Origin of the sequence: Oricola sp., from assembly GCF_022763245.1 — a bacterium.
GTDB lineage: Bacteria > Pseudomonadota > Alphaproteobacteria > Rhizobiales > Rhizobiaceae > Oricola.
Genome location: NZ_JALEGV010000009.1, coordinates 91,038 through 113,421, shown reverse-complemented (window position 1 = coordinate 113,421; position 22,384 = coordinate 91,038). Strand labels below are relative to the sequence as shown.

The 22,384-nt window shown below is 65.6% G+C and carries 24 protein-coding genes and 1 pseudogene; 10 read left to right on the top strand and 15 right to left on the bottom strand.

Annotation, left to right across the window (positions count from 1 at the left end):
* Together MRY80_RS02815 and MRY80_RS02810 are read left to right on the top strand one after the other, a co-directional pair.
* Nucleotides 1-737, top strand: a pseudogene (locus MRY80_RS02815) (hypothetical protein); the annotation flags it as partial.
* Nucleotides 738-790: 53 nt separating this feature from the next.
* The gene (locus tag MRY80_RS02810; protein ID WP_293287743.1) at nucleotides 791-1,333 is read left to right on the top strand and encodes a DUF1697 domain-containing protein; all 543 of its coding nucleotides are present in this window, start codon (nucleotides 791-793) and stop codon (nucleotides 1,331-1,333) included.
* 5 nt (nucleotides 1,334-1,338) lie between these two features.
* On the opposite strand, the gene MRY80_RS02805 is transcribed toward MRY80_RS02810, so the two are convergent.
* A complete protein-coding gene (locus MRY80_RS02805) occupies nucleotides 1,339-2,493 on the bottom strand; it encodes an aminotransferase class I/II-fold pyridoxal phosphate-dependent enzyme (RefSeq protein WP_293287741.1) in 1,155 nt (384 codons plus the stop codon).
* Nucleotides 2,494-2,631: 138 nt separating this feature from the next.
* Here MRY80_RS02805 and MRY80_RS02800 point away from each other — a divergent pair, with 138 nt between their 5' ends.
* The 6 genes from MRY80_RS02800 (at nucleotide 2,632) to aat (ending at nucleotide 7,988) form a co-directional block, all read left to right on the top strand.
* Nucleotides 2,632-3,993, top strand: a complete 1,362-nt coding sequence (locus MRY80_RS02800; RefSeq protein WP_293287753.1) for a M48 family metalloprotease — start codon at nucleotides 2,632-2,634, stop codon at nucleotides 3,991-3,993.
* A gap of 30 nt (nucleotides 3,994-4,023) precedes the next feature.
* On the top strand, nucleotides 4,024-4,878 hold the full coding sequence (locus tag MRY80_RS02795) for a DsbA family protein (RefSeq protein WP_293287738.1): 855 nt from the start codon (nucleotides 4,024-4,026) through the stop codon (nucleotides 4,876-4,878).
* Between the two features lie 162 nt (nucleotides 4,879-5,040).
* Entirely contained in the window at nucleotides 5,041-5,484 is a 444-nt protein-coding gene (aroQ, locus tag MRY80_RS02790) for a type II 3-dehydroquinate dehydratase (protein ID WP_293287736.1), read from the top strand.
* 24 nt (nucleotides 5,485-5,508) lie between these two features.
* Nucleotides 5,509-5,985, top strand: a complete 477-nt coding sequence (gene accB, locus MRY80_RS02785) for an acetyl-CoA carboxylase biotin carboxyl carrier protein (protein WP_293287733.1) — start codon at nucleotides 5,509-5,511, stop codon at nucleotides 5,983-5,985.
* 17 nt (nucleotides 5,986-6,002) lie between these two features.
* On the top strand, nucleotides 6,003-7,352 hold the full coding sequence (gene accC / locus MRY80_RS02780) for an acetyl-CoA carboxylase biotin carboxylase subunit (protein ID WP_293287731.1): 1,350 nt from the start codon (nucleotides 6,003-6,005) through the stop codon (nucleotides 7,350-7,352).
* A gap of 12 nt (nucleotides 7,353-7,364) precedes the next feature.
* Entirely contained in the window at nucleotides 7,365-7,988 is a 624-nt protein-coding gene (gene aat / locus MRY80_RS02775) for a leucyl/phenylalanyl-tRNA--protein transferase (RefSeq protein WP_293287729.1), read from the top strand.
* Here aat and MRY80_RS02770 read toward each other — a convergent pair whose 3' ends face one another.
* The 12 genes from MRY80_RS02770 to MRY80_RS02715 all read right to left on the bottom strand — a co-directional run bounded on the left by MRY80_RS02770 (nucleotide 7,989) and on the right by MRY80_RS02715 (nucleotide 17,231).
* Nucleotides 7,989-8,438 (bottom strand): DUF2155 domain-containing protein, encoded by a 450-nt coding sequence (locus MRY80_RS02770; RefSeq protein ID WP_293287727.1) that lies wholly within the window; start codon nucleotides 8,436-8,438, stop codon nucleotides 7,989-7,991.
* 69 nt (nucleotides 8,439-8,507) lie between these two features.
* Nucleotides 8,508-8,906, bottom strand: a complete 399-nt coding sequence (locus MRY80_RS02765; protein ID WP_293287723.1) for an NADH:ubiquinone oxidoreductase subunit NDUFA12 — start codon at nucleotides 8,904-8,906, stop codon at nucleotides 8,508-8,510.
* 85 nt (nucleotides 8,907-8,991) lie between these two features.
* Nucleotides 8,992-9,456 (bottom strand): GNAT family N-acetyltransferase, encoded by a 465-nt coding sequence (locus tag MRY80_RS02760; RefSeq protein ID WP_293287721.1) that lies wholly within the window; start codon nucleotides 9,454-9,456, stop codon nucleotides 8,992-8,994.
* An 8-nt stretch (nucleotides 9,457-9,464) separates the two neighbouring features.
* Nucleotides 9,465-10,133, bottom strand: coding sequence for a DNA-3-methyladenine glycosylase I (locus tag MRY80_RS02755; protein ID WP_293287719.1), 669 nt, complete (start codon nucleotides 10,131-10,133; stop codon nucleotides 9,465-9,467).
* The gene (locus MRY80_RS02750; RefSeq protein ID WP_293287716.1) at nucleotides 10,126-10,506 is read right to left on the bottom strand and encodes a DUF427 domain-containing protein; all 381 of its coding nucleotides are present in this window, start codon (nucleotides 10,504-10,506) and stop codon (nucleotides 10,126-10,128) included. The genes MRY80_RS02755 and MRY80_RS02750 overlap by 8 nt, the downstream gene beginning before the upstream one ends.
* Before the next feature lie 35 nt (nucleotides 10,507-10,541).
* On the bottom strand, nucleotides 10,542-10,949 hold the full coding sequence (locus MRY80_RS02745) for an SUF system Fe-S cluster assembly protein (RefSeq protein WP_293287714.1): 408 nt from the start codon (nucleotides 10,947-10,949) through the stop codon (nucleotides 10,542-10,544).
* A gap of 13 nt (nucleotides 10,950-10,962) precedes the next feature.
* Nucleotides 10,963-12,198 carry a cysteine desulfurase gene (locus tag MRY80_RS02740; protein ID WP_293287712.1) on the bottom strand — a complete coding sequence of 412 codons (1,236 nt, stop codon included), beginning with the start codon at nucleotides 12,196-12,198 and terminating at the stop codon, nucleotides 10,963-10,965.
* Nucleotides 12,199-12,200: 2 nt separating this feature from the next.
* Entirely contained in the window at nucleotides 12,201-13,472 is a 1,272-nt protein-coding gene (gene sufD / locus MRY80_RS02735; RefSeq protein ID WP_293287709.1) for a Fe-S cluster assembly protein SufD, read from the bottom strand.
* Nucleotides 13,473-13,494: 22 nt separating this feature from the next.
* On the bottom strand, nucleotides 13,495-14,250 hold the full coding sequence (gene sufC, locus MRY80_RS02730) for a Fe-S cluster assembly ATPase SufC (protein WP_293287707.1): 756 nt from the start codon (nucleotides 14,248-14,250) through the stop codon (nucleotides 13,495-13,497).
* Nucleotides 14,251-14,282: 32 nt separating this feature from the next.
* The gene (locus tag MRY80_RS02725; RefSeq protein ID WP_293287706.1) at nucleotides 14,283-14,453 is read right to left on the bottom strand and encodes a hypothetical protein; all 171 of its coding nucleotides are present in this window, start codon (nucleotides 14,451-14,453) and stop codon (nucleotides 14,283-14,285) included.
* Entirely contained in the window at nucleotides 14,450-15,919 is a 1,470-nt protein-coding gene (gene sufB / locus MRY80_RS02720) for a Fe-S cluster assembly protein SufB (protein ID WP_293287704.1), read from the bottom strand. Before sufB ends, MRY80_RS02725 begins: the two co-directional genes overlap by 4 nt.
* A 142-nt stretch (nucleotides 15,920-16,061) precedes the next feature.
* Nucleotides 16,062-17,231 (bottom strand): cysteine desulfurase family protein, encoded by a 1,170-nt coding sequence (locus MRY80_RS02715; protein ID WP_293287751.1) that lies wholly within the window; start codon nucleotides 17,229-17,231, stop codon nucleotides 16,062-16,064.
* A gap of 193 nt (nucleotides 17,232-17,424) precedes the next feature.
* On the opposite strand from MRY80_RS02715, the gene MRY80_RS02710 reads away from it, so the two are divergent.
* Nucleotides 17,425-18,099: an alpha/beta hydrolase gene (locus MRY80_RS02710; protein WP_293287701.1), complete on the top strand. Its 675-nt coding sequence runs from the start codon at nucleotides 17,425-17,427 to the stop codon at nucleotides 18,097-18,099.
* A 12-nt stretch (nucleotides 18,100-18,111) separates the two neighbouring features.
* On the opposite strand, the gene MRY80_RS02705 is transcribed toward MRY80_RS02710, so the two are convergent.
* Together MRY80_RS02705 and MRY80_RS02700 are read right to left on the bottom strand one after the other, a co-directional pair.
* Entirely contained in the window at nucleotides 18,112-19,749 is a 1,638-nt protein-coding gene (locus MRY80_RS02705) for a glycosyltransferase family 39 protein (RefSeq protein WP_293287698.1), read from the bottom strand.
* A gap of 153 nt (nucleotides 19,750-19,902) precedes the next feature.
* Entirely contained in the window at nucleotides 19,903-21,030 is a 1,128-nt protein-coding gene (locus tag MRY80_RS02700) for an anhydro-N-acetylmuramic acid kinase (protein WP_293287696.1), read from the bottom strand.
* A 93-nt stretch (nucleotides 21,031-21,123) separates the two neighbouring features.
* On the opposite strand from MRY80_RS02700, the gene tyrS reads away from it, so the two are divergent.
* The gene (tyrS, locus tag MRY80_RS02695) at nucleotides 21,124-22,374 is read left to right on the top strand and encodes a tyrosine--tRNA ligase (protein ID WP_293287694.1); all 1,251 of its coding nucleotides are present in this window, start codon (nucleotides 21,124-21,126) and stop codon (nucleotides 22,372-22,374) included.
* The last annotated feature ends 10 nt before the right edge of the window (nucleotides 22,375-22,384 follow it).

Here is a 22,384-nt window from a genome sequence, read left to right as displayed (position 1 = left end):
CGGTTTACGGCGACATGTCCGACGACTTCGAGGTTCCCGTGGAACCGGCGGAGGAAGAAGAGACCGTCCCGAGCTCCGCCGACGAGGACGAAACCGATCAGGACGGCGGTCGCAACAAGCGCCGCCGGCGCCGGCGGCGCCGGGACCGCGAGGATGGCGAGGGCGAGGGCCAGGACGAAGCCCAGGCATCCGATGACGGCGATGACGATTCCGACGGCGATCGCGGCAAGAAGGGCAAGCGCCGCCGGTCGCGCGGCCGGCGCGGCGGTCGCGACCGTCGTCCGTTCCGCCTGCCCGACGCCGAGCCCGTCGGCCCGCTGGCCGAACTGATTGCGGCAGAGGCCCAGGCGGCACGACTGGCGAAGGAAGCCGAAGAGGCCGAGACGGACAAGGCGGACGCCGAGCCCGTCGCCTTCGCGACCGAGCAGGAACCCGCCGCAGCCGTGGAAACGCCGGAAGCGGAACCCGAAGCAGCGCCCGAGGCAGCGCAGGTCGAGCCTGAGGCCGCCGTCGAGGCCGAGCCCGAGGCAGCGCAGGACGATGTCGCTGTCGCAAACGACAACGCGGAAGAAGCGCCTGAAGAAGAGGTGGAGGAAGAGCGGCCGGCACGTCGGCGCGCGACCGCCGACACGCTCAATCTCGACGCCGAGCCCGTGGTGACCTCCGAGGGCGAGACCGCCGAGGCGGAAGCGAAGCCGAAGCGAACCGGTTGGTGGTCGCGCAAGGGCTTCTTCTAAGCAAAGGGAAAAAGGCGGGTCGATCCCGCCTTTTTCTTGCAGGGAGGGACGCGATGACGGTCTGGATCGCGCTTCTGCGCGGCATCAATGTCGGCGGCAAGCACATCGTGCCGATGAAGAGACTGCGCGAACTCCTTGAGGGCGCGGGATTTTCCGACGTCCGAACCTACATCCAGAGCGGCAATTGCGTCTTTGTCGCGCCGTCGAAGGATCGCGGGTCGGTCGCAGCAACGGTCTCCGGGCTGATCGAGGGCGAGTTCGGCTTCCGGCCCTCGACCTTCGTGCTCTCGCCGCAGGAACTGCAGGCGGCACTCGACGCAAATCCCTTTCCCGCCGACGAACCCAAGGCCGTGCACCTGCATTTCCTCGACGGGCCGCCGAAGAAAGCCGATCTCGACGGGCTGCGCGAGATCGCCCAGCCGGGAGAGGACTGCGCCTTGGTCGGCGAGGTGCTCTATCTCTATCTGCCGCACGGCGCGGGCCGCTCCCCCCTCGCCCAGAAGCTCGGCCAGTTCGTCAAGGCAGACATGACCGCTCGCAACATCGGATCGGTGCGCAAGATCGCCGAATTGGCGGCCGATGCGCCGGGCGCCTGAGAGCCCTACTTCGTCAGCCAGCCTTCCATCCGGTCGAGCGACCGGGCGATGGTGTCGGTGGAGCCGGCATAGGAAAAGCGCATGAAGCGCGGACCGTTCTCAGGGTCGAAGTCCAGGCCGGGCGCGGCGGCGACATGGATCTCCGAGAGCATGCGCCGCGCGAACTCCATCGAATCATTGGTATGAGCGCTCACGTCGCACCAGGCGTAGAACGCCCCGTCCGGCGGCGCGGCAAATGAAATGCCGAGCTTCGGCAGGCGCTCCACCAGCAGGGCGCGATTGGCCCGGTAGCCGTCCTTGATCGCCTCGAGTTCGTCCGTGCAGCCGAAGGCGGCCGGCGCGGCGATCTGCGACAGGTCGGGCGCGGAAATGTAGAGGCTCTGCGCCAGCCGCTCGACGGGCCGCACCATGTCCTCCGGCAACACCATCCAGCCGATCCGCCAGCCGGTCATGCAGTAATATTTGGAGAAGGAGTTGATGACGATCACGTCGTCGGAATGCGCCAAGGCCGTGCGGTCGTCGCCGGTGTAGCGCAGCCCGTGATAGATCTCGTCGGAGATGAAGGCGATGCCCTCGTCTCGGCAGAAATCCATCAACGCGGCCATGTGCTCGCGATCCGTCACCGCACCGGTCGGGTTGGCCGGGCTCGCGATCAGGAGGATGTCGAGAGGCTTTGCGCGATGCGCCGCCTCCACGGCGGCCACCGTCAGCATGTGGTTTTCGGCCGGATCGGTCTCGATCTCGACCGCCTCCAGCGACAGCGCCTTGATGATGTTGCGATAGGCCGGATAGCCCGGCGCGGTGATCGCGACGCGGCCGCCCGGATCGCTCACAGCCAGGAAGGCGAGCGAGAAGCCCGCCGACGATCCGGTCGTCACCGCGATCCGCTCCACCGGAACCTCGATCCCGTAGCGGTCGGCATAATGCGCCGCGATCGCCTTTCGCGTCTGCATCCGCCCCAGCGCGTCGGAATAGCCGAGCTTCGCCTCGCGCAGCGCCGTCGCGGCGGCGTCCAGCACCCCTTGCGGAGCGGAATGGGAAGGCTGCCCGACCGCCAGCGACAATACGTCATGCCCCGCGCTTGCCAGCGCATTCGCCTCGCGCAGCACATCCATGGCATAGAACGGCTCAACCGCGCCGCGCGCGGACAATCTGGTCATCGAGCAATGCTCCCGAAATCCACCCGCATCACGATCCGGTGTACGAGCCTTGTTTTCGCTATGATTGGCGGTCAATTCGCAATAGCCAACCGCAAGGGAAGCACTCTAAAAGCACAGTCGACGGAGATTTGCCAATTGGTGCGAAAAATCGCGACATCGTTTGCGCTGGTGGCGTTCGCAATCGCGACGGCGATGCCGGCGCGTGCGCAATCCCGCCCGCCGATCGTGCGCGATGCCGAGATCGAGGAGCTGCTCGTCGATTATGCGCGCCCCCTCTACAAGGCAGCGGGGCTGCGCGCCGATCGGACCGACATCATCCTGGTCAACTCGTCCGCCTTCAACGCTTTCGTCTCCGGCACCAAGATCTTCATCCACACCGGCACCATCGTCCGGTCGGAAACGCCCAACGAGGTGATCGGCGTCCTCGCCCATGAGATCGGCCATCTGGCGGGCGGTCACCAGGACCGCTTGCGCCAGCAGCTCGATCGCGCGCAGACCATCGCGACGGTCAGCGCGATCCTCGGCGCGACGGCGGCCGTCGCCGCCGGATCGGCCGGCAACAGCGCCGGTGTCAGCGCGGGCGGCGGCCTGGCGATGGGCGGCGCGGAAGCGGCCCGCCGCGGCCTCCTCACCTATCAGCGCAGCGAGGAACTGACCGCCGACCGTGCCGCGATCGGCTACCTGGAAAAGACCGGCCAGTCGCCCAAGGGCATGCTCGTCACCTTCGAAAGGCTGCAGCGCGACCTGTCGCTCGTCAGCGACCGCATCAATCCCTACAAGGTCAGCCATCCCCTGCCCCGGGAACGCATTTCCGCGCTGCAGGACACCGCGCGCAAGAGCCGCTTCTTCAACAAGACCGATCCGGCCGCCTTGCAGGAGCGTCACGAGATGGCGCGCGCCAAGATCATCGCCTATGTCAGCGGCCCGGGCGCCGCCGAAAGCTTCGCGCAGTCGACCAAAAGCAAGAAGGCCGCGCAATATGCGCGCGCCATCGCCAAGTTCCTCTACGGCTCGCCCCGCGAAGCCCTCCCGATGATCGACAAGCTCATTGCCGGCGATCCCTCCAACCCCTATCTCCACGAGATGAAGGGGGAGATCCAGCTCAAGGCCGGCGATGCCCGTGCCGCGGCGGACGCGTTCTCCAAGGCCGCGCGCCTCGACAAGCAAGGTTCCAGCCTGATCCAGAGCGAACTCGGCCACGCGCTGGTGCTGCAGGGCGATCCGCAGAGCCTGCGCCGCGCCGTCGGCGAGCTGGAGGTCGCCCTGTCGCTCGACCCGGTCAATCCGCAGGGCTACCGCTATCTCGCCATGGCCTATGGCCGTCTCGGCGAGGTCGGCGAGGCCGATCTGGCGACCGCAGAGCAGCATTTCCATTCCGGCCTCTACAAGGAGGCCGCGGTGTTCGCCGCGCGCGCCAAGCGCCGCTTCCCGCCCCGGTCGCCGCAATGGCTGCGCGCCGATGACATTCAACGCTTCAAACCGCCTAAACGAGGCCGCTAGACCGGCCCGCACTGCCTGAGAGGAAACTGCATGCCCAGCCTGGATTGGAAACTCGTAGCCCCCGTCGCCATCGCCTTCGTCGGCGGGCTGGGCTTTGCCACCTATTTCGCCGGCCAGCCGTCGCCGATCGCGACGAACGCGGCCGAAGTCGAAGTCGCTGAAACGCCGGCAGTCGAAACGCAGGCGCCCGCGGTCGAAACGGCGTCCGCCGGCGACAAGGATTTCATCATCACGACGATGCGCGAATACCTGCTCGAAAACCCGGAATTCATGCTCGACGTCCAGGACGCCCTGCAGGAAAAGCAGCAGAGCGCCCAGCGCGAGCAGCAGGCCGAGGCGATCGAGTCGCAGAAGGCCAACATCTTCGAGAGCCTCGCCGACCCGGTCCTCGGCAATCCCAAGGGCTCCGTCACCGTGGTCGAGTTCTTCGATTACAATTGCGGCTTCTGCAAGCGCGCCATGAGCGACATGATCTCCATGATGGAGGACGACACGGAACTGAAATTCGTCCTCAAGGAATTCCCGATCCTCGGCCCCGATTCGGAAGCCGCGCACCGCGTCGCGCTGGCGTTCTTCGATCTGAAGCCGGAAGCCTATCCCGAGTTCCACCTGCGCCTGCTCGGCTTCGACGGCCGCGCCGGCGAGGAGTCGGCCATCCGCATCGCCACCGATCTCGGCGCCGACGAGGCCGAACTGCGCACCCAGATGGGCGACCCGAGCATCGCGGAACGCGTGCGCGCCACCTATGCGCTCGCCAACGAACTCGGCATCACCGGCACGCCGGCCTATGTGATCGGCGACGAAGTCGTCTCCGGCGCGCTGGGCGAGAGCGTCCTGTCGCAGAAGGTCGCGAATGTGCGCGAGTGCGGTTCCACCGTCTGCTGACCGTCCGGCCAGCCTAACTGCGGGCAAAACCGGCAAAAATCATGTGCGGACAGCGGGGCGGACGGGGAATTTCCGTCCTCGCCCCTTGCCCGCGACCGCCGCAGCCTCTACCGAAGCGCCAAGAACAACACGCGACAAAGCGAAGCAGCGGCGAAGCACGCAATGACCGATCGCATCCTCATCCTCAACGGCCCCAACCTCAACCTGCTTGGCTTGCGCGAGCCGGCGGTTTACGGTGCCCAGACATTGGACGATGTGAATGCCGAGTGCGAACGCTTCGGCGCCGAGCTCGGCCTTGAGGTCGCGACCTTCCAGTCGAACCACGAGGGCGAACTGGTCGACAAGCTGCAGCAAGCCGGTCGCGAGGGCGTCGGCGTCGTGTTCAATCCCGGCGCCTATTCGCACACCTCGATCGCACTGCGCGACGCCATCGCGGGCGCCAGCACGCTGGTCGTGGAGGTGCACATCTCCAACATTCATGCCCGCGAGCGGTTTCGCCATCATTCCTACGTCACCGCCGTGGCAAAAGGGATGATTTGCGGCCTGGGAACGCAAGGCTATCTGCTTGCGATCCAAGCGCTGGCCAATCATATGAAAGAACAATGACAGACTCACAGGGTTGGAAACGACATGGGTGAACGCAAGCCGGCGATGAACACGGGGCTGGTGAAGGAACTCGCCTCCATTCTGACGGAAACCGATCTCACCGAGATCGAAATCGAGCAGGGTGACCTGCGCATCAGGGTCTCGCGCGAACTCTACGCCGCGCCCGCCCATGCGGTCGTTCCGGCCCCCATGGCCCCGGCTGCGCCTTCCGCGCCGCTCGCGCCTGCAGAGGCAACCGCCGCGGCCGATGCCGCCCCCAAACGCAGCGGCCATGAAGTGCCCTCGCCCATGGTCGGCACCGCCTATCTCGCGCCGGCACCCGGCGCCGAGGCGTTCATCGAGGTCGGCAAGACGGTGAAGGAAGGCGACACGCTGGTGATCATCGAGGCGATGAAGACGATGAACCAGATTCCCGCCCCGCGCTCCGGCACGGTGACGGAAATCCTCGTGGTCGACTCCCAGCCGGTGGAATTCGGCCAGCCGCTCGTCGTCATCGCGTAAGTCAGTCGGGACCGGACATGTTCAACAAGGTTCTCATCGCCAATCGCGGGGAAATCGCCTTGCGCGTGCTGCGCGCCTGCAAGGAACTCGGCATCGCGACCGTGGCGGTCCATTCGACCGCCGATGAATCGGCCATGCATGTCCGCCTCGCCGACGAAAGCGTCTGCATCGGCCCGCCGCCCTCGCGCGACAGCTATCTCAACATCCACCAGATCGTCGCCGCCTGCGAAATCACCGGCGCCGACGCGGTGCATCCGGGCTACGGCTTCCTGTCGGAAAACGCCCGCTTCGCCGAGATCCTGGAAGCCCACAACATCACCTTCATCGGTCCGACCGCCCAGCACATCTCCGTGATGGGCGACAAGATCGAGGCCAAGCGCACCGCCGCCAAGCTCGGCATTCCGGTGGTGCCCGGCTCCGAAGGCGGCGTCAGCGACGAGACCGAGGCCCGGCGCGTTGCCGCCGAGATCGGCTATCCGGTCATCATCAAGGCGACTGCCGGCGGCGGCGGACGCGGCATGAAGGTGGCACGCTCCGAATCGGAACTGGTCGTCGCCCTGCACACCGCCCGCTCGGAAGCCGGCGCGGCCTTCGGCAACGACGCCGTCTATATCGAGAAATTCCTCGGCCAGCCACGCCACATCGAGGTCCAGGTCGTCGGCGACGGCAAGGGTGCCGGCGTCCATCTGGGCGAGCGCGACTGCTCGTTGCAGCGCCGCCACCAGAAGGTCTGGGAAGAGGCGAATTCCCCCGCGCTCAACGCCAAGCAGCGCAAGGAAATCGGCGAGATCTGCGCCAACGCGGTCGCCGAGATGGGCTATCGCGGCGCCGGGACGGTCGAGTTCCTCTACGAGAACGGCGAGTTCTATTTCATCGAGATGAACACCCGCCTGCAGGTGGAGCATCCGGTCACCGAGGCAATCACCGGCATCGACCTCGTTCACGAGCAGCTGCGCGTCGCCTCCGGCGCAGGCCTGTCCGTGCATCAAAGCGAGATCACCTTCGAGGGCCACGCCATCGAATGCCGCATCAATGCCGAGGACGCCCGCACCTTCGTGCCCTCTCCCGGCACGATCACCCACTATCACACGCCGGGCGGCCTGGGCGTGCGCGTCGATTCCGGCGTCTATGCGGGCTACAAGATCCCGCCCTATTACGACAGCCTGATCGGCAAGCTGATCGTGCACGGACGCAACCGCGTCGAATGCATGATGCGGCTGCGCCGCTGCCTTGACGAATTCGTGGTCGACGGCATCAACTCGACCCTGCCGCTGTTCCAGGAACTGGTGCAAAATCAGGACATCGCCAATGGAGACTACGATATCCACTGGCTCGAGAAGCATCTGGCGGCCTCGACCGGCCATTAGGGTGTCGGCCCCATGACGCGTGGCGACGACGACCGCCGCGGCAAGCATGGGCTGACGCCGCAAATCCTGCTGCGCGCCTATGCGGCCGGCATCTTTCCCATGGCGGACGATGCCGACGATCCGAACGTCTTCTGGGTGCAGCCCGAAATGCGCGGCGTCATTCCGCTGGACGCTTTCCACGTGCCGCGCAGCCTCGCCAAGAAGGTTCGCCAGGCGCCCTTCGACATCCGCTTCAACACCGCCTTCCGCGCCGTGATCATGGCCTGCGCGGAGGCGACGCCGGATCGCGAGCGCACCTGGATCAACCGGACGATCCGCGAACTCTACGTGCAGCTGCACGCCATGGGCCACGCCCATTCGGTGGAAGCCTGGGAGGACGACCAGCTCGTCGGCGGTCTCTACGGCGTGTCTCTGGGGAGGGCCTTCTTCGGCGAGAGCATGTTCTCGCGCAAGACCGACGCCTCCAAGATCTGCCTGGTGCACCTGGTCGAACGCCTGCGCGAACGCGGCTTCGTGCTGCTCGACACGCAGTTTACGACGGGGCACCTGAAGCGCTTCGGCGCAATCGACGTGCCGCAGGAAGACTACGAAGCGATGCTGGCCGAGGCTATCACCGGCGAAGCGGTCTTCGACTGATCAGGACGAACGGTCAGGCGGCGGAACGTCGGACTCGACCTTGCAGCCCTTCAGCCACACGTCGTAGACGGCGTGCTCGACGGCGTTCAGGCCCGGGCTGTCGGCATACATCCAGCCCGTGAAGATGCGGCGAATCTTGCGGTCGAGCGTGATCTCGTCGACCTCGACGAAGGCCGTCGATCCCGGCGCCTCGTTGTCCGAACGCGAGTAGCAGACGCGCGGGGTCACCTGCAGGGCGCCGAACTGCACCGTCTCGTCGATATAGACGTCGAAGGTGATGATGCGGCCGGTGATCTTGTCGATGCCGGAGAATTGGGCGACGGGATTGGCCGAGCGCTCCGCCCATGCCGGGGCGGCCATCATGGCGATCGCAAGAGCCGCGATCGCCGCCGGTTTCGTCCAGAATGCACGCATCATGAATCCCGTTTCGGTTCCCGTTTGGCGAGTCATGCGACTCACTAACGCCCGGTTGTGGCAGAAGCGCGGTGGAATTGCGACCTGAGGCGCTGGTTTTCCAGCCTATTCGCCGGGCGTCCAGGCGTCGTAGTCGCCGGTCACGACAGGCCGGTTCTCCGGCGTGAACATCGAGCCGTGCGGACGGTAGGCGCCCGGCGTGCCCGTCATGTTCGGGCGGTGCGCCTTCTGCCATTCGCGCGGCGTGTACTCTTCCTTGGAAGGCGGCGTGTCGACGCGGTGATGCATCCAGCCGTGCCAGCCGGCCGGAATGCTCGTCGCCTCGGCATAGCCGTTGTAGATCACCCAGCGGCGCGTGCGCCCCTCGGCGTCCTTGCCGCCCTGGTAATAGACATTGCCGAACTCGTCCTCGCCGACCCGTTCGCCATTGCGCCACGTATGGAAACGGGTGCCCATGGTCTGGCCGTTCCACCAGGTGAAGAACTGTATCAGGAAGTCTTTCATCGCATCCACGTCCGGCGCATGTCTCTCGACTCCGCTTATGGCGTTGCAACAAGGCGATTGCAAGGGTGCAGCCGCCCGCGCACCGTCAATACAGGGTCATCTTGAAACCCAGATGCGACTGCTTGAAACCGAGCCGCTCGTAGAAGCGATGCGCGTCGGTGCGCCGGGCGTTTGAGGTCAGTTCGACCAGCCGGACGCCGGCCTCGCGCCCGAGTTCGACGCAATGGCGCATCAGCGCCTCGCCGAGCCGCATGCCGCGCATGTCGGCACGAACGTGAACCGCCTCGACGATCATGCGAGACGCTCCTCTGCCCGTCAGTGCCGGCACGAGGACGACCTGCGCCGTGCCGACCACCTCGCCCTCCTTTTCCACCACCAGCAACCGGATCCCCGGATTGGCTTCGATGCGACGAAAGGCAGCCCGATAGTGGGGCAACGCCGCCGGATCGGTCGTGTCGCCGTGGCCGCCCTTGTCGTCGCCGGAATAGATCGCCGCGAGCGCAGGAAGGTCGGCTTCCACCGCCTCGCGAATAACCGGATTGTCGTTCATTGTCCCGCCTAGCCGACGCTCATCGCAAGCGTCCGGCTGATCTCCTTCACCGAACGCCCGGATTGCTCCTGCCATGTGTTGAAGGCCGCCTGAACCTTGGCCATCGCCCCGCGCGACGTCGGGGCCTTGTCGACCACGCCTTCGGCGACGAGCCTCGCGATCACGTCGCGCGACAGCACGTAGCTGTCCTTGCCCATGAAACGCAGGAAATACTGCCCGGTATTGCCGCCGAGGCGCGAGCCGCGCTTCTTCAGAAGTTCGAGCAGCCCGGCCTGGTCCGAGACCGGCCAGTCGGCGAAGAACCGCGCGGCGCTGCCGTGCTCGGCCGCCAGATCGCGCAGGAAGACAGCGTTCTCCTGCACCGCCCGGATCTTCCCGCCGTGGCGCACGATGCGCGTGTCGGAGGCAAGCCCGGCGATCTCCTCGTCATTGAGCATCGAGCACCAGCCGATGTCGAAGCCGTGAAACACCTCCTCAAAGCCGGGCCACATCGCCTCGACCACCTTCCAGTTGAAGCCGGCGTTGAAGATGCATTTGGTCGCGCATGACAGCCAGCGGTCATCCGGGATCGCGGCGAGGTCGGTCTCGCCCGACGGCGGTTCCAGCAGCGCCTCGAGCTGGTCGCGGCCGCCCTTCCGCTCGGCGGCGATCGCGAAGATCTCGTCGAAACTACGCATCCGGGCCGATCTCCTCGATCGCGACCTTCTCGCGGTAAAAGGCGACATGGCCTGCGATCAGATCCGCGAAGGGAAGCGGCCGGTCGTAGATCCATGCAATCTCCGTGCCGTCGAGCGTGAGATAGGACGCGTCGCCCTTCAGCGGACAATGGGTCGATTTGCCCTCGACCGTCTGCAACTGCGCCGTCAGGTCGGTCGCGGGAATGTAGATGACGGGGTCGTAGACGTCGCGCCCGGTCTCCAGCACGCGCAGCGCCGCGCGCGTCTCGGCCAGAAGCACGCCGTCGCGACGCACGCGCACCGTCGCCTTCACGGGCTTCACCCGCATGAAATGGGCGTCATTGTCCGGGTTGTGGATGGTCAGGCGAAACATCGGCCTCTCCCTCTCACAAGCCGATCGCGGCGGCGTCAGTACCAGCCGACAGCGACCTGCGCTTCTTCCGACATGCGATCCGGCGTCCAGGGCGGGTCGAACACCATCGCGACCTCGACATCCATCACGCCCTCGACCGTGCGAACGGCGTTCTCGACCCAGCCTGGCATCTCGCCGGCGACCGGACAACCGGGCGCCGTCAGCGTCATGTCGATCTTGACCGAGCGGTCGTCCTCGATGTCGACCTTGTAGATCAGGCCGAGTTCGTAGATGTCGGCCGGGATTTCGGGGTCGTAGACGGTCTTGAGCGCCGCGACGATGTCGTCGGTCATGCGCGCCAGTTCCTCACGCGGCAGCGCGGAGGCCTGCGCGGCGTCCTCTTGGACGACCTCGGTCTCGGCCGTCGTCGCCGCCTGCTCGTCCGTCTTGTGCTGTTCGTCCATAGTCAGGTTCCCGTCAGCCGAAGAAGGATCGCGCCTTCTCGAGCGCTTCGGCCAGAGTGTCGATCTCGGCCCTGGTGTTATACATGGCGAAGGAAGCCCTGCATGTCGAGGTCACGCCGAAACGTTGCAGCAATGGTTGCGCGCAATGCGTGCCCGCGCGCACGGCCACGCCCGCGCGGTCGATCAGCATCGACACGTCATGGGCATGGATGCCTTCCATCTCGAAGGAGACGATCGCTCCCTTGCCCGGCGCATTGCCGAGGATGCGCAGTGAATTGATGCGCCCGAGCTGCTCATGCGCGTAGTCCTTCAGGTCGGCCTCATGCGCGGCGATCGCCGCCCGGCCGATCGTCTCCATGTAGTCCAGCGCATGGCCGAGCCCGATCGCCTGGACGATCGGCGGCGTGCCGGCCTCGAAACGGTGCGGCGGCTCGTTGTAGGTGATCGCGTCGACCGTCACCTCGCCGATCATCTCGCCGCCCCCCTGGAACGGCCGCATGGCCTCCAGCCGCTCCTTCTTGCCGTAGAGCACGCCGATGCCCGTCGGTCCGTAGACCTTGTGGCCGGTGAAGACGTACCAGTCGCAATCGAGGTCCTGCACGTCGACCGGCATGTGCACGGCGGCCTGGCTGCCGTCGACGAGAACCGGGATGCCGCGCGCATGGGCGATGCGGCAGATCTCCTTGATCGGAACGACCGTGCCGAGCACGTTCGACATGTGAGCGATCGCGACCAGCTTCGTGCGCTCGTTCAGGCACGCCTCGAACGCGGCCAGATCGAACACACCTTGGTCGTCGACCGGCGCGAAGACGAGCTTGGCGCCCTGGCGCTCGCGGATGAAGTGCCACGGCACGATGTTGGAGTGGTGCTCCATGATCGAGGTGACGATCTCGTCGCCCTCGCCGACATTCGGCATGCCCCAGCCATAGGCGACCGTGTTGATCGCTTCGGTCGCGGACTTGGTGAAGACGATCTGCTCGCTCGACGGCGCGTTCAGAAACGCCCGCACCTTCTCGCGCGCGCGCTCATAGGCGTCCGTGGCCGCATTGGAGAGGAAATGCAGGCCGCGATGCACGTTGGCGTATTCGTTTTCATAGGCGAATTTGATCGCGTCGATCACCGGACGCGGTTTCTGTGCCGACGCGCCGTTGTCCAGATAGACAAGCGGCTTGCCGTGCACCTCGCGCGCGAGGATCGGAAAATCGGCGCGGATCGCCTCGACGTCATATCCCGGCTTTGCGACATCCATGGTCAGCCATGCGCCTCCAGCCAGCGGTCGATGCGGGTTTCAAGCGCCTCGATCAGCCGCTCGTCCGCCAGTTCCTCGACGATCTCGGCAACGAAGGCCTTGATCAGAAGGCCGCGCGCCGTCTTCTCGGAGATGCCGCGGGCCATCAGGTAGAACAGATGATTGTGGTCGATCTCCGCGACCGTCGCGCCATGCGCGCAGACCACGTCATCGGCGAAGATCTCCAGTTCCGGCTTGGTGGAGAAGCCGGCGTCGTCGGAAAGCAGCAGCGTGTTGCACGCCATCTGCGCATCGGTCTTCTGGGCGATCTGGTCGACCCGGATCTGCCCCTGGAACACGCCCTGCGCCCTGCCGGTCACGACATTGCGCACGGTCTCCGTCGAGGTCGTGTTCGGCACGAGATGGCCGAGCGACAGGGTGATGTCGCAATGGGCGTCGTCGCCGATCAGGTTGACCGCCCGGAACGTCAGGTCGGCGCCCTCGCCCAGCACGTCGGCATTGATCTCCTGGCGCACGATCTTGCCGGACAGATTGACGACGAACAGCGTCAGCTTCGCGTTCTCGTCGAGCGTGATGTTCATCTGCGCCAGATGCGTCGCCGCCTCGCCCGTTTCCTGAACGGTGATCCAGGTCGCTTCGGCGTTCTTGCGCAACTTCAGCTCGGTGACGGCCGTGTCGAGCACGGCCGCGTCGCTGCCGGCCTGGCGGTCGAAGAACGTCGCCCTGGACCCTTCGCCCACCGTCACGACATTGCGCACATGCGCCTGCCCGCCGTCATGCAGCGACTGCAATTCGACCGGATGTGCCGGCTCGGCGCCGTCTTCCACCTGCACCACGAAACCGTCGGTCACGAAGGCGGCGTTGATCAGGCCCGTCGCGTCGATGATCCCGTGATCGGCGAGCGACACGCCCGACACGTCGGCGCGAAGCGCGTCCGCCATCGACTGGACGGTGACGGACTCCACCCGGCCGGTCGCGGCGATGCGGCCGTTCTTCAAGGTGAACCGCACGGCATCCGACAAGACGGGCTCGAGGTCCGCGGCGTCCGCAGCGGGATCGTCCGCAGGCACGCCCGCCAGCAAACGGCGCAGATCGGTGTAGTGCCAGGCCTCGACGCGGCGCGTCGGCAGGCCGTTCTCCTTGATCGCCTGGATGGCGCGATCGCGGATCTGCACCACATTGGCATTGCCCGGCAGCGAGCCGACACGCGTGCCGAACTGGTCGACCAAGGCCGTTTCAGCCGCCGTCAGCGGCAGTTTCGACTGGACTGTCATGCCCTCGTCTCCTTCCGCCCGCTCAGGCCGCCGCGTTGATGATGTCGGCGTAGCCATGCGCCTCCAACTCGTGGGCGAGCGTCTTGTCGCCCGTCTTCACGATGCGGCCCTTCGACAGGACGTGGACGGTGTCCGGCACGATATAGTCGAGCAGGCGCTGGTAGTGGGTGATCACGATCGTCGCGCGATCCGGCGAACGCAGCGAGTTCACGCCGTCGGAGACGATCTTCAGAGCGTCGATGTCGAGGCCGGAATCGGTCTCGTCGAGCACGCAGAGCTTCGGCTGCAAGAGCTTCATCTGCAGGATTTCGGCACGCTTCTTCTCGCCGCCGGAAAAGCCGACATTGAGCGGACGCTTCAGCATTTCCATCGAGATCTCGAGGTCGCCGGCGGCTTCCTTCACGTGGCGGATGAAGTCCGGCGTCGTCAGTTCGGCCTCGCCGCGCGCCTTGCGCTGCTCGTTCATCGCGACCTTCAGGAACTGCATGGTGGCGACGCCCGGGATTTCCATCGGATACTGGAAGGCGAGGAAGATGCCGGCGGCGGCGCGCTCGGCCGGATCCATCTCGAGAATGCTCTCGCCATTGTAGAGGATGTCGCCCTCGGTGACCGCGTAATCGTCACGCCCGGCGAGAATGTAGGACAGGGTCGACTTGCCCGACCCGTTCGGCCCCATGATCGCGGCCACCTCGCCCGGCTTCACGGTCAGGTCCAGGCCCTTGATGATCTCGGTGCCGTCTTCGGCGATGCGAGCGTGCAGATTCTTGATTTCAAGCATGTTTCATTTCCCAACTCAGTGCGGGTCGCGTCCTAGCGCCAGAAGAAAATACTTTCCAGAAACGCAACCAAGCGCACGAACCAGCTGTTTTCGACCCGTTCCCTCAGAAACCGATATCGCTCCGGCTTCTTTCGATCTTCCTCGGTATTGCGTGCAAATTCCGCCGCATCTTCAACCTGACGCTCGAACTCGCCGCGCGTCACCCCACGCTGCCTTCCAGCGAGATCCCGATCAGCTTCTGCGCCTCGACGGCGAATTCCATCGGCAGTTCCTGGATCACTTCCTTGACGAAGCCGTTGACGATCAGCGCGATCGCCTCCTCTTCCGGGATGCCGCGCTGCATGCAGTAGAACAGCTGGTCCTCGGAGATCTTCGAGGTTGTGGCCTCGTGCTCGAACTGCGCCGTCGCGTTGTTGGCCTCGATATAAGGCACGGTGTGCGCGCCGCAGTCATTGCCGATCAGAAGCGAGTCGCACTGCGTGAAGTTGCGCGCGTTCTCCGCCTTGCGATGCGCCGAGACGCGGCCGCGATAGGTGTTGTTCGACTTGCCCGCCGAAATGCCCTTGGAGATGATGCGGCTCGACGTGTTCTTGCCGAGATGGATCATCTTGGTGCCCGAGTCGATCTGCTGCGCGCCGTTGGAGACGGCGATCGAGTAGAACTCGCCGCGCGAATTGTCGCCGCGCAGGATGCAGGACGGATATTTCCAGGTGATCGCCGAACCGGTTTCCACCTGGGTCCAGGAGATCTTCGAGTTCTTGCCCCTGCAGTCGCCGCGCTTGGTGACGAAATTGTAGATGCCGCCCTTGCCCTCGGAATCGCCCGGATACCAGTTCTGGACGGTCGAGTATTTGATCTCGGCATCGTCCATCGCGACCAGTTCGACCACGGCGGCGTGCAACTGGTTCTCGTCGCGCTGCGGCGCGGTGCAGCCTTCCAGATAGGAGACGTAGGCCCCCTCCTCGGCGACGATCAGCGTGCGCTCGAACTGGCCGGTGTTCTTCTCGTTGATGCGGAAATAGGTCGACAGCTCCATCGGGCAGCGAACGCCCTTCGGCACATAGACGAAGGAGCCGTCGGTGAAGACAGCCGAATTCAGCGCCGCATAATAGTTGTCGGACACCGGCACGACCGATGCGAGATATTTGCGCACGAGGTCCGGATATTCGCGGATCGCCTCCGAGATCGACATGAAGATCACGCCGGCCTTGGAGAGCTCCTCCTTGAAGGTCGTCACCACCGAGACCGAATCGAACACGGCGTCGACGGCAACCTTGCGTTCCTTCACACCGGCCAGGATTTCCTGTTCGGCCAGCGGAATGCCGAGCTTCTCATAGGTGCGCAGCAGCTCCGGATCGACCTCGTCGAGCGACCGCGGACCGGACATGCTCTTGGGCGCCGCGTAGTAGTAGACGTCGTTGAAATCGATCTTCGGATATTCGACCCGCGCCCATGTCGGCTCTTCCATGGAGAGCCAGCGCTGATAGGCGTCGAGACGCCACTGCAGCATCCACTCCGGCTCCTGTTTCTTGGCCGAAATGAAGCGGATGATCTCCTCGGACAGCCCCTTGGGCGCCTTGTCGGTTTCGATGACGGTCTCGAAGCCGTATTTGTACTGGTCGACGTCAATCTTGCGGACCTGATCTATCGTTTCCTGTACAGCGGGCATTGCCGTCTCCGTTCTGTCGTCCTTGTCCCGGCCATAGGCCGGCTCCCGGCTTCGTCACCGGAACCATGTGATAGTGCAGTTTTGAAAAGTTCTAAAGTGAAAAATATGACTTTCTGACATATGTTTTCGCGGGTGGCGTTTCTCAAGCCCCCGCGAGGCTGTTTTTCGGCCTGGCGCGGGCGACGATCTTGCCGAGTTCGTCATGAAACCGCCCGACCGCGGCCGCGCTCGTATCGGGCGCGAACGACACCCGGATCGCCCCCTCCTCCGCCTCCACGCCCATCGCTGTCAGAACGTGGCTCTTGCCCACCTTGCCGGACGAGCACGCCGAACCGGCCGAGACCGCGAGCCCCGCGAGATCAAACGCGATCTGCGCCGTTTCCGCCTTCACCCCCGGAACGGAGAAGAACAGCGTGTTGGACAGGCGCGGCACGTCGCGGCCGTGGATGACGGCGTCCGGCGCAATCTCGAGGATTCCCGCCTCGAAGGCGTCGCGCATCGCCACGCATTCCGCGAAGCGCGCCGGATCGGCCGTCTCCGCGGCCGCGCCGAACCCGGCGATGTTGGCGACCGCCTCCGTTCCGGCGCGATGCCCGCGCTCCTGTCCGCCGCCGGAAATCAGCGGCAGCGGCATCATCAGGTCCGACTGCGCGACCAGCGCGCCGGCCCCGCGCGGACCGCCGATCTTGTGGGAAGACAGGATGAGATAGTCGCCGCAATTGGCTGAAAGATCGACGGGAACGCGGCCCAGCGCCTGGACGGCGTCGACCACCAGCACGCCGCCCTTTGCCTTGACGATGGCCGCGATCTCGGTGACCGGCTGGATCACGCCCGTCTCGTTGTTCGCCCAGTGAATGGCGACAAGCGGCAGGCCTGCCCCGTTGTCATGGCCCGACAGCGCTTCGTCCAGCGCCTCGAGGTCCACGAGCCCGGATGCGAGCACGGGCAGCGCAATCACGTCGTTGCGCGCGAACCGGCCGCCGGCGAGCACGCAGGGATGATCCGCCGCGCAGACATAGAGCCTGGAGAACGTAAGCGGCGACCGACCGAACGTGTAGTGCGGCGTCAGCAGCGTGGCCGCGGCCTCCGTGGCCCCTGAAGTGAAGACCACGTGGTCCGGCCGGGTGTTCACCAGCGCGGCAAGCTGGCGGCGCGCCTTGTTGACCATCCCGCGCGCCGCGCGCCCGGCGCGATGCACCGACGACGGGTTGGCGTCCACCTCGAGCGCGCCCAGCATCGCGTCCCGCGCGTCCGCCAGAAGCGGGGCGGAAGCGTTGTAATCGAGATAATGGGCGCGTTCACCAGTCACCATGGAGCCCGAAGACAATCAATTTCCTTGAATTTGTCGGTCCAAACCCCTTATGACAGCGACCTTGCGTTGGATGACGCTGACGTTTGAGACCGTATTGACTGTTTCATAGTGATGCCGTTCTTCACCGTCAACAGACCGGAAACAGCCCTGCACGCAGACCTGGCGTCACGGCACACGCTACCACGGAGCACCCATGCCTGAGGTGATTTTCGCCGGCCCCGCGGGCCGGCTTGAAGGCCGCTACCAACCGTCTTCCGAAAAGAACGCCCCGATCGCCATGGTTCTTCATCCGCATCCGCAATTCGGCGGCACGATGAACAACCAGATCGTCTACAACCTGTTCTACATGTTCCAGAAGCGCGGCTTCACGACGCTGCGTTTCAATTTCCGCAGCATCGGCCGCAGCCAGGGCGAGTTCGATCACGGTGCGGGCGAATTGTCGGACGCGGCCGCGGCGCTTGACTGGGTGCAGTCGCTGCATCCCGATTCCAAGTCCTGCTGGATCGCCGGCTATTCCTTCGGCGCATGGATCGGCATGCAGTTGCTGATGCGTCGGCCGGAGATCGAAGGCTTCATTTCGGTCTCGCCGCAACCCAACACCTACGACTTCTCCTTCCTCGCGCCCTGCCCCTCTTCCGGCCTGATCATCCACGGTTCGGAAGACAAGGTGGCGCCGCCGAAGGACGTCCAGGGCCTCGTGGACAAGCTCCACACGCAAAAGGGCATCCTCATCACCCAGAAGACGATCGAGGGCGCCAACCACTTCTACACCGATCAGAACGAGACGCTGATGGCGGAGTGCGAGGATTATCTCGACGCGCGCCTGCGCGGCGAACTCGTTCCCGAGACGGTGAAGCGCATCAAGTAGCCTGATCGCGCGTCACTGCGCGATCTTGAACATCCGCATCTGCAGGTCCTTGCCGTTGGAATAGTTCAGCCCGCCGATCTCGGCGAGAAGGCTGATGCTCTTTCCTCCGGCGGCGACTTGGGCTCTCAGCGCCCTCGCATCCTCCACCGGCAAGACCGCGACCGCGCAGGCGGGATCGGCGAGAAGATGCGCCGCGGCGCCTTCCACATTCGTCAGCACGGTTTCGGTGGCGGTCAGCACCACCAGGCTCGGCTCGTGATATTCCACGGCCGCCAGGACCGATCGCGCACAGGGCCGGTTGGCCTCGAACGCGGTGGCGATGCGCGGCGAGATCCAGATGCGCTGGAAGGACGGCGCGACGACCGCGAACAGCAGGCCGAAGCCGACGATGGTCGCAGCCAGCGTGTAGCCCATGCGCCGCAGGTCGATGCGCCCTTCCTGCGGCACGGCGAAATAGCCGGCCGCCAGCAGCGCCGTGCCCGCCGCGATGCCCGCGCCGCTGCCGCCGCTTCCCAGATAGACCGGACCGACAAAGGCGAAGGCGGCAAAGCCGATGCTCACGACCAGCTGGCCCAGAAGCGCGAACCCGTATGCCCATCGCTGCCAGCGCCACAGGGTGATCGTGGTGAAATCGGCCCGCTCCGCCGCGACCCAGCCCGCCAGAAGCGCGAGCGCCGGATAGGCCGGCAGCAGGTAGTGCGGCAGTTTCGTCGGCAGCAATTCGAACAGGATCCAGGCCGGGATATACCAGCACAGGAGGAACATCAGCCGCGGATCGTTGCGCGCCTTGCGCAGCGCCATCAGCGCGGCCGCCAGCATCAGCGTCCCGAACGGCCACAGATAGAGCCCGTAGGTCAGGATGTAGTAGCCCGGCATCGCGCCATGGCTCTCCTGCCCGGAGGCGACCTTGCCGAACAGGTCCTTGCCGATCGATTCCTGCCAGAACGCCCAGCCGCTCTTCCAGGTGATCAGGATCGGCCATGGCAGCACGATCAAGGCGACAAGCCCGAGCCCGGGCAGGGTCCGCAGCCTCTTCAGCCATTGCGTGTCGCGCTCGAACACCCAGAGGCCGGCGATCGTCAGGATGCTGAACAGCGGCACGATCGGCCCCTTGATCAGGATGCCCAGCCCCTGCGCGATCCAGAACACCCAAGGCAGATGGCGCGGCGTGTCGCCCGATCTTGCGCTCGCATGGATCTGCGCCAGCGCCCCCTGCGCGATCACGGCGAAGGCGAGCAGCATCGCGTCCGTCTTGGCGACATGCCCCTCAAAGACGAGACCGAAGGCGCCCGCCAGGGCAAGTCCGCCGACGAGCCCCGCCTGCGGCCCGAACAGCCCGGTCCCCGTCCAGCACACCGCCAACACGGCCAGCAGGGCACCGAGCACCGACACGAGGCGATAGACCCAGACCGGCGCGTCCGCCCCCTGCCCGCTGACGGCGACGGCGGCCGATTGCAGCCAGTAGATCCCGATCGGCTTCTTGTAGCGCGGCGTTTCCTGGAACCGGATGTCGACGAAATCGCGGGTTTCCACCATCTGCTTGGAGGCCTGCAGGTAGCGGCTCTCGTCGCGATCGAGCGGCGGCATCGTGGAAATGCCCGGCAGTGTCGCCAGAAGCGTGACCACGATGAGGATCAGATAGCGCGTCATGCAGTCGGTCCCATATGCGGAGCAGGCGGCTCGCAGACGCCGGCATTCGGCGCGTCTCAATCTCGTCGTTCCGGGTGCCAACCGCTCCTAAGCGAGCCGGCAGACCTTGGCAAGCCGCGGTCCCGAGCCCCGATCGTCACCGACCCTTTCGCGTCAGCCGGGCATCGTCAATATCCCGCCTGAAACCGGCCGGTCGCAGCCCGTCGTCGTCGGGAAAGTCAGCGGCAGGCCGCAAAGCGAGCGCACGGCGAGATAGGCCCAGGCCTCCGCCTCCATCATGTCGGAACGCAACCCGGCCTCGGCGGCCGTGACGACCTTCGCCTGCGGGCCGGTCAGCGCGTCGAGGCGATCCATGATCGCGCGGTTGTGCGCGCCGCCGCCCGACACGATCCAGAGCGTCGGCCTGGCCGGCAGGTATTCGCTTGCGCGCGCGATCGCCGCCGCGCTCACCGCGGCAAGCGTCGCCGCGCCGTCGGACAGCTCCAGCCCGGCAACGCCGTCGAGCGTGAAATCGCCGCGGTCGAGCGATTTCGGCCCCTGTCGCTCGAAGAACGGATGCGCCATGTAGCGGCCGACCACCACAGTATTGGCCGATCCCTCGCTGGCGATGCGTCCGCCCGCGTCATAGGGAATGCCCGCATGCGCCTGCACCCACTGGTCGATCAGCGCGTTGCCCGGTCCGCAATCGAAGGCGATCGGCGGGCTGCCGGGAGCGACGAAGGTGACATTGGAAATGCCGCCGACATTGACGAAGGCGACCGACCCGAACCCCGGCTCCAGCGCGGCCGGAAGCGCTGTCGCCAGGGCCGCGTGATAGGCCGGCACCAGCGGCGCGCCCTGCCCGCCATGCTCCATGTCGCGCGCCCGCATGTCATGGACCGTGCAAATGCCGGTGGCACGCGCCAGCGCCGCGCCGTCGCCCAGTTGCACGGTCAGCGCGTCCTGCGGCCGGTGCAGCACCGTCTGGCCGTGAAACCCGATGACGTCGACGTCGCCGGCGCCGAGACCCGACGCGTCGAGAAACCGCCTAACCGCCTCGGCATGGCGCCCGGTCAGCGCCTCCTCCAGCGCCCGCAATCCGCCGGGGCGCTCGTCGCGATTGCGGATCGCCTTGGCGTCCTCCAGGCCCGCTTCCAGGTCGCGCCGGAACGACGGATCGTAGGAAACGCTCATCGACGGCCCCGCCGCGGCGACGCGAATGCCGTCCGTCTCGATCATCGCGACGTCGATCCCGTCCATCGATGTGCCGCTCATCAGCCCGATCGCGCGCATCAGCCGCATGCATGCCTCTCCTTGTCCATCTTCGCCTTTTAGTGCTAAAGCCGCGCCGCGCCGAATACCACGGCACTCCTCCCAGTTTCGCAGGCAAGCACCATGTCCGGTTTCAAGTCCGATTTCCTTCGCATCCTGACCGAGCGCGGATTCATCCACCAGATCTCCGATGAATCCGGCCTCGACGACCTTCTCGCCAAGGAAACCGTCACGGCCTATATCGGCTTCGACCCGACCGCGCCCAGCCTGCACGCGGGCTCGCTCATCCAGATCATGATGCTGCACTGGTTCCAGCAGACCGGCCACCGGCCGATCTCGCTGATGGGCGGCGGCACCGGCATGGTCGGCGACCCGTCTTTCAAGGACGAGGCGCGCCAGCTGATGACGGTCGACAAGATCGAGGAGAACATCGCCTCGCTGAAGCGCGTCTTCTCAAACTACCTCGACTACGATCGCGGCGAAGACGCCGCGATGATGATCAACAACGCCGATTGGCTGCGTTCGATCAATTACCTGGAATTCCTGCGCGACGTGGGCCGGCACTTCTCGGTCAACCGCATGCTGTCCTTCGAGAGCGTCAAGATGCGCCTCGACCGCGAGCAGTCGCTGTCCTTCCTGGAATTCAACTACATGATCCTCCAGGCCTACGACTTCACGGTCCTCAACGAGCGCTACGGCTGCCGCCTGCAGATGGGCGGGTCGGACCAGTGGGGCAACATCATCAACGGCATCGATCTCGGCCACAGGCTCGGCACGCCGCAGCTCTACGCGCTGACCTCGCCGCTGCTGACGACCGCCTCGGGCGCCAAGATGGGCAAATCCGCCACCGGCGCCATCTGGCTCAATCCGGAGATGCTGTCGGCCTATGATTTCTGGCAATACTGGCGCAACACCGAAGACGCCGACGTTTCCCGCTTCCTGAAGCTCTACACCACCCTGCCGATGGACGAGATCGCACGGCTGTCCGCCCTTGGCGGCGCGGAGATCAACGAGGTCAAGAAGATCCTCGCCACCGAGGTCACGGCGATCCTGCATGGCCGCGACGCGGCCGAAGAGGCGGCGGAAACCGCCCGCAAGACCTTCGAGGAAGGCAGCCTGTCGGAAAACCTGCCGTCGATCGAGGTCGCCTCCGGCGACCTGAAGGCCGGCATGGGCGTGCTCGCGCTGTTCGTCGAGGCCGGCCTTGCCGGGTCGAATGGCGAGATGCGTCGCCACGTCAAGGGCGGCGCCGTGCGGGTCAATGACGAGCCGGTCTCCGACGAGCGCATGACGCTGACCGACGCCAATCTGCGCGACGGCGTCGTCAAACTGTCGCTCGGCAAGAAGAAGCACGTGCTGGTGCGGCCGGTCTGATCCGGCCGGC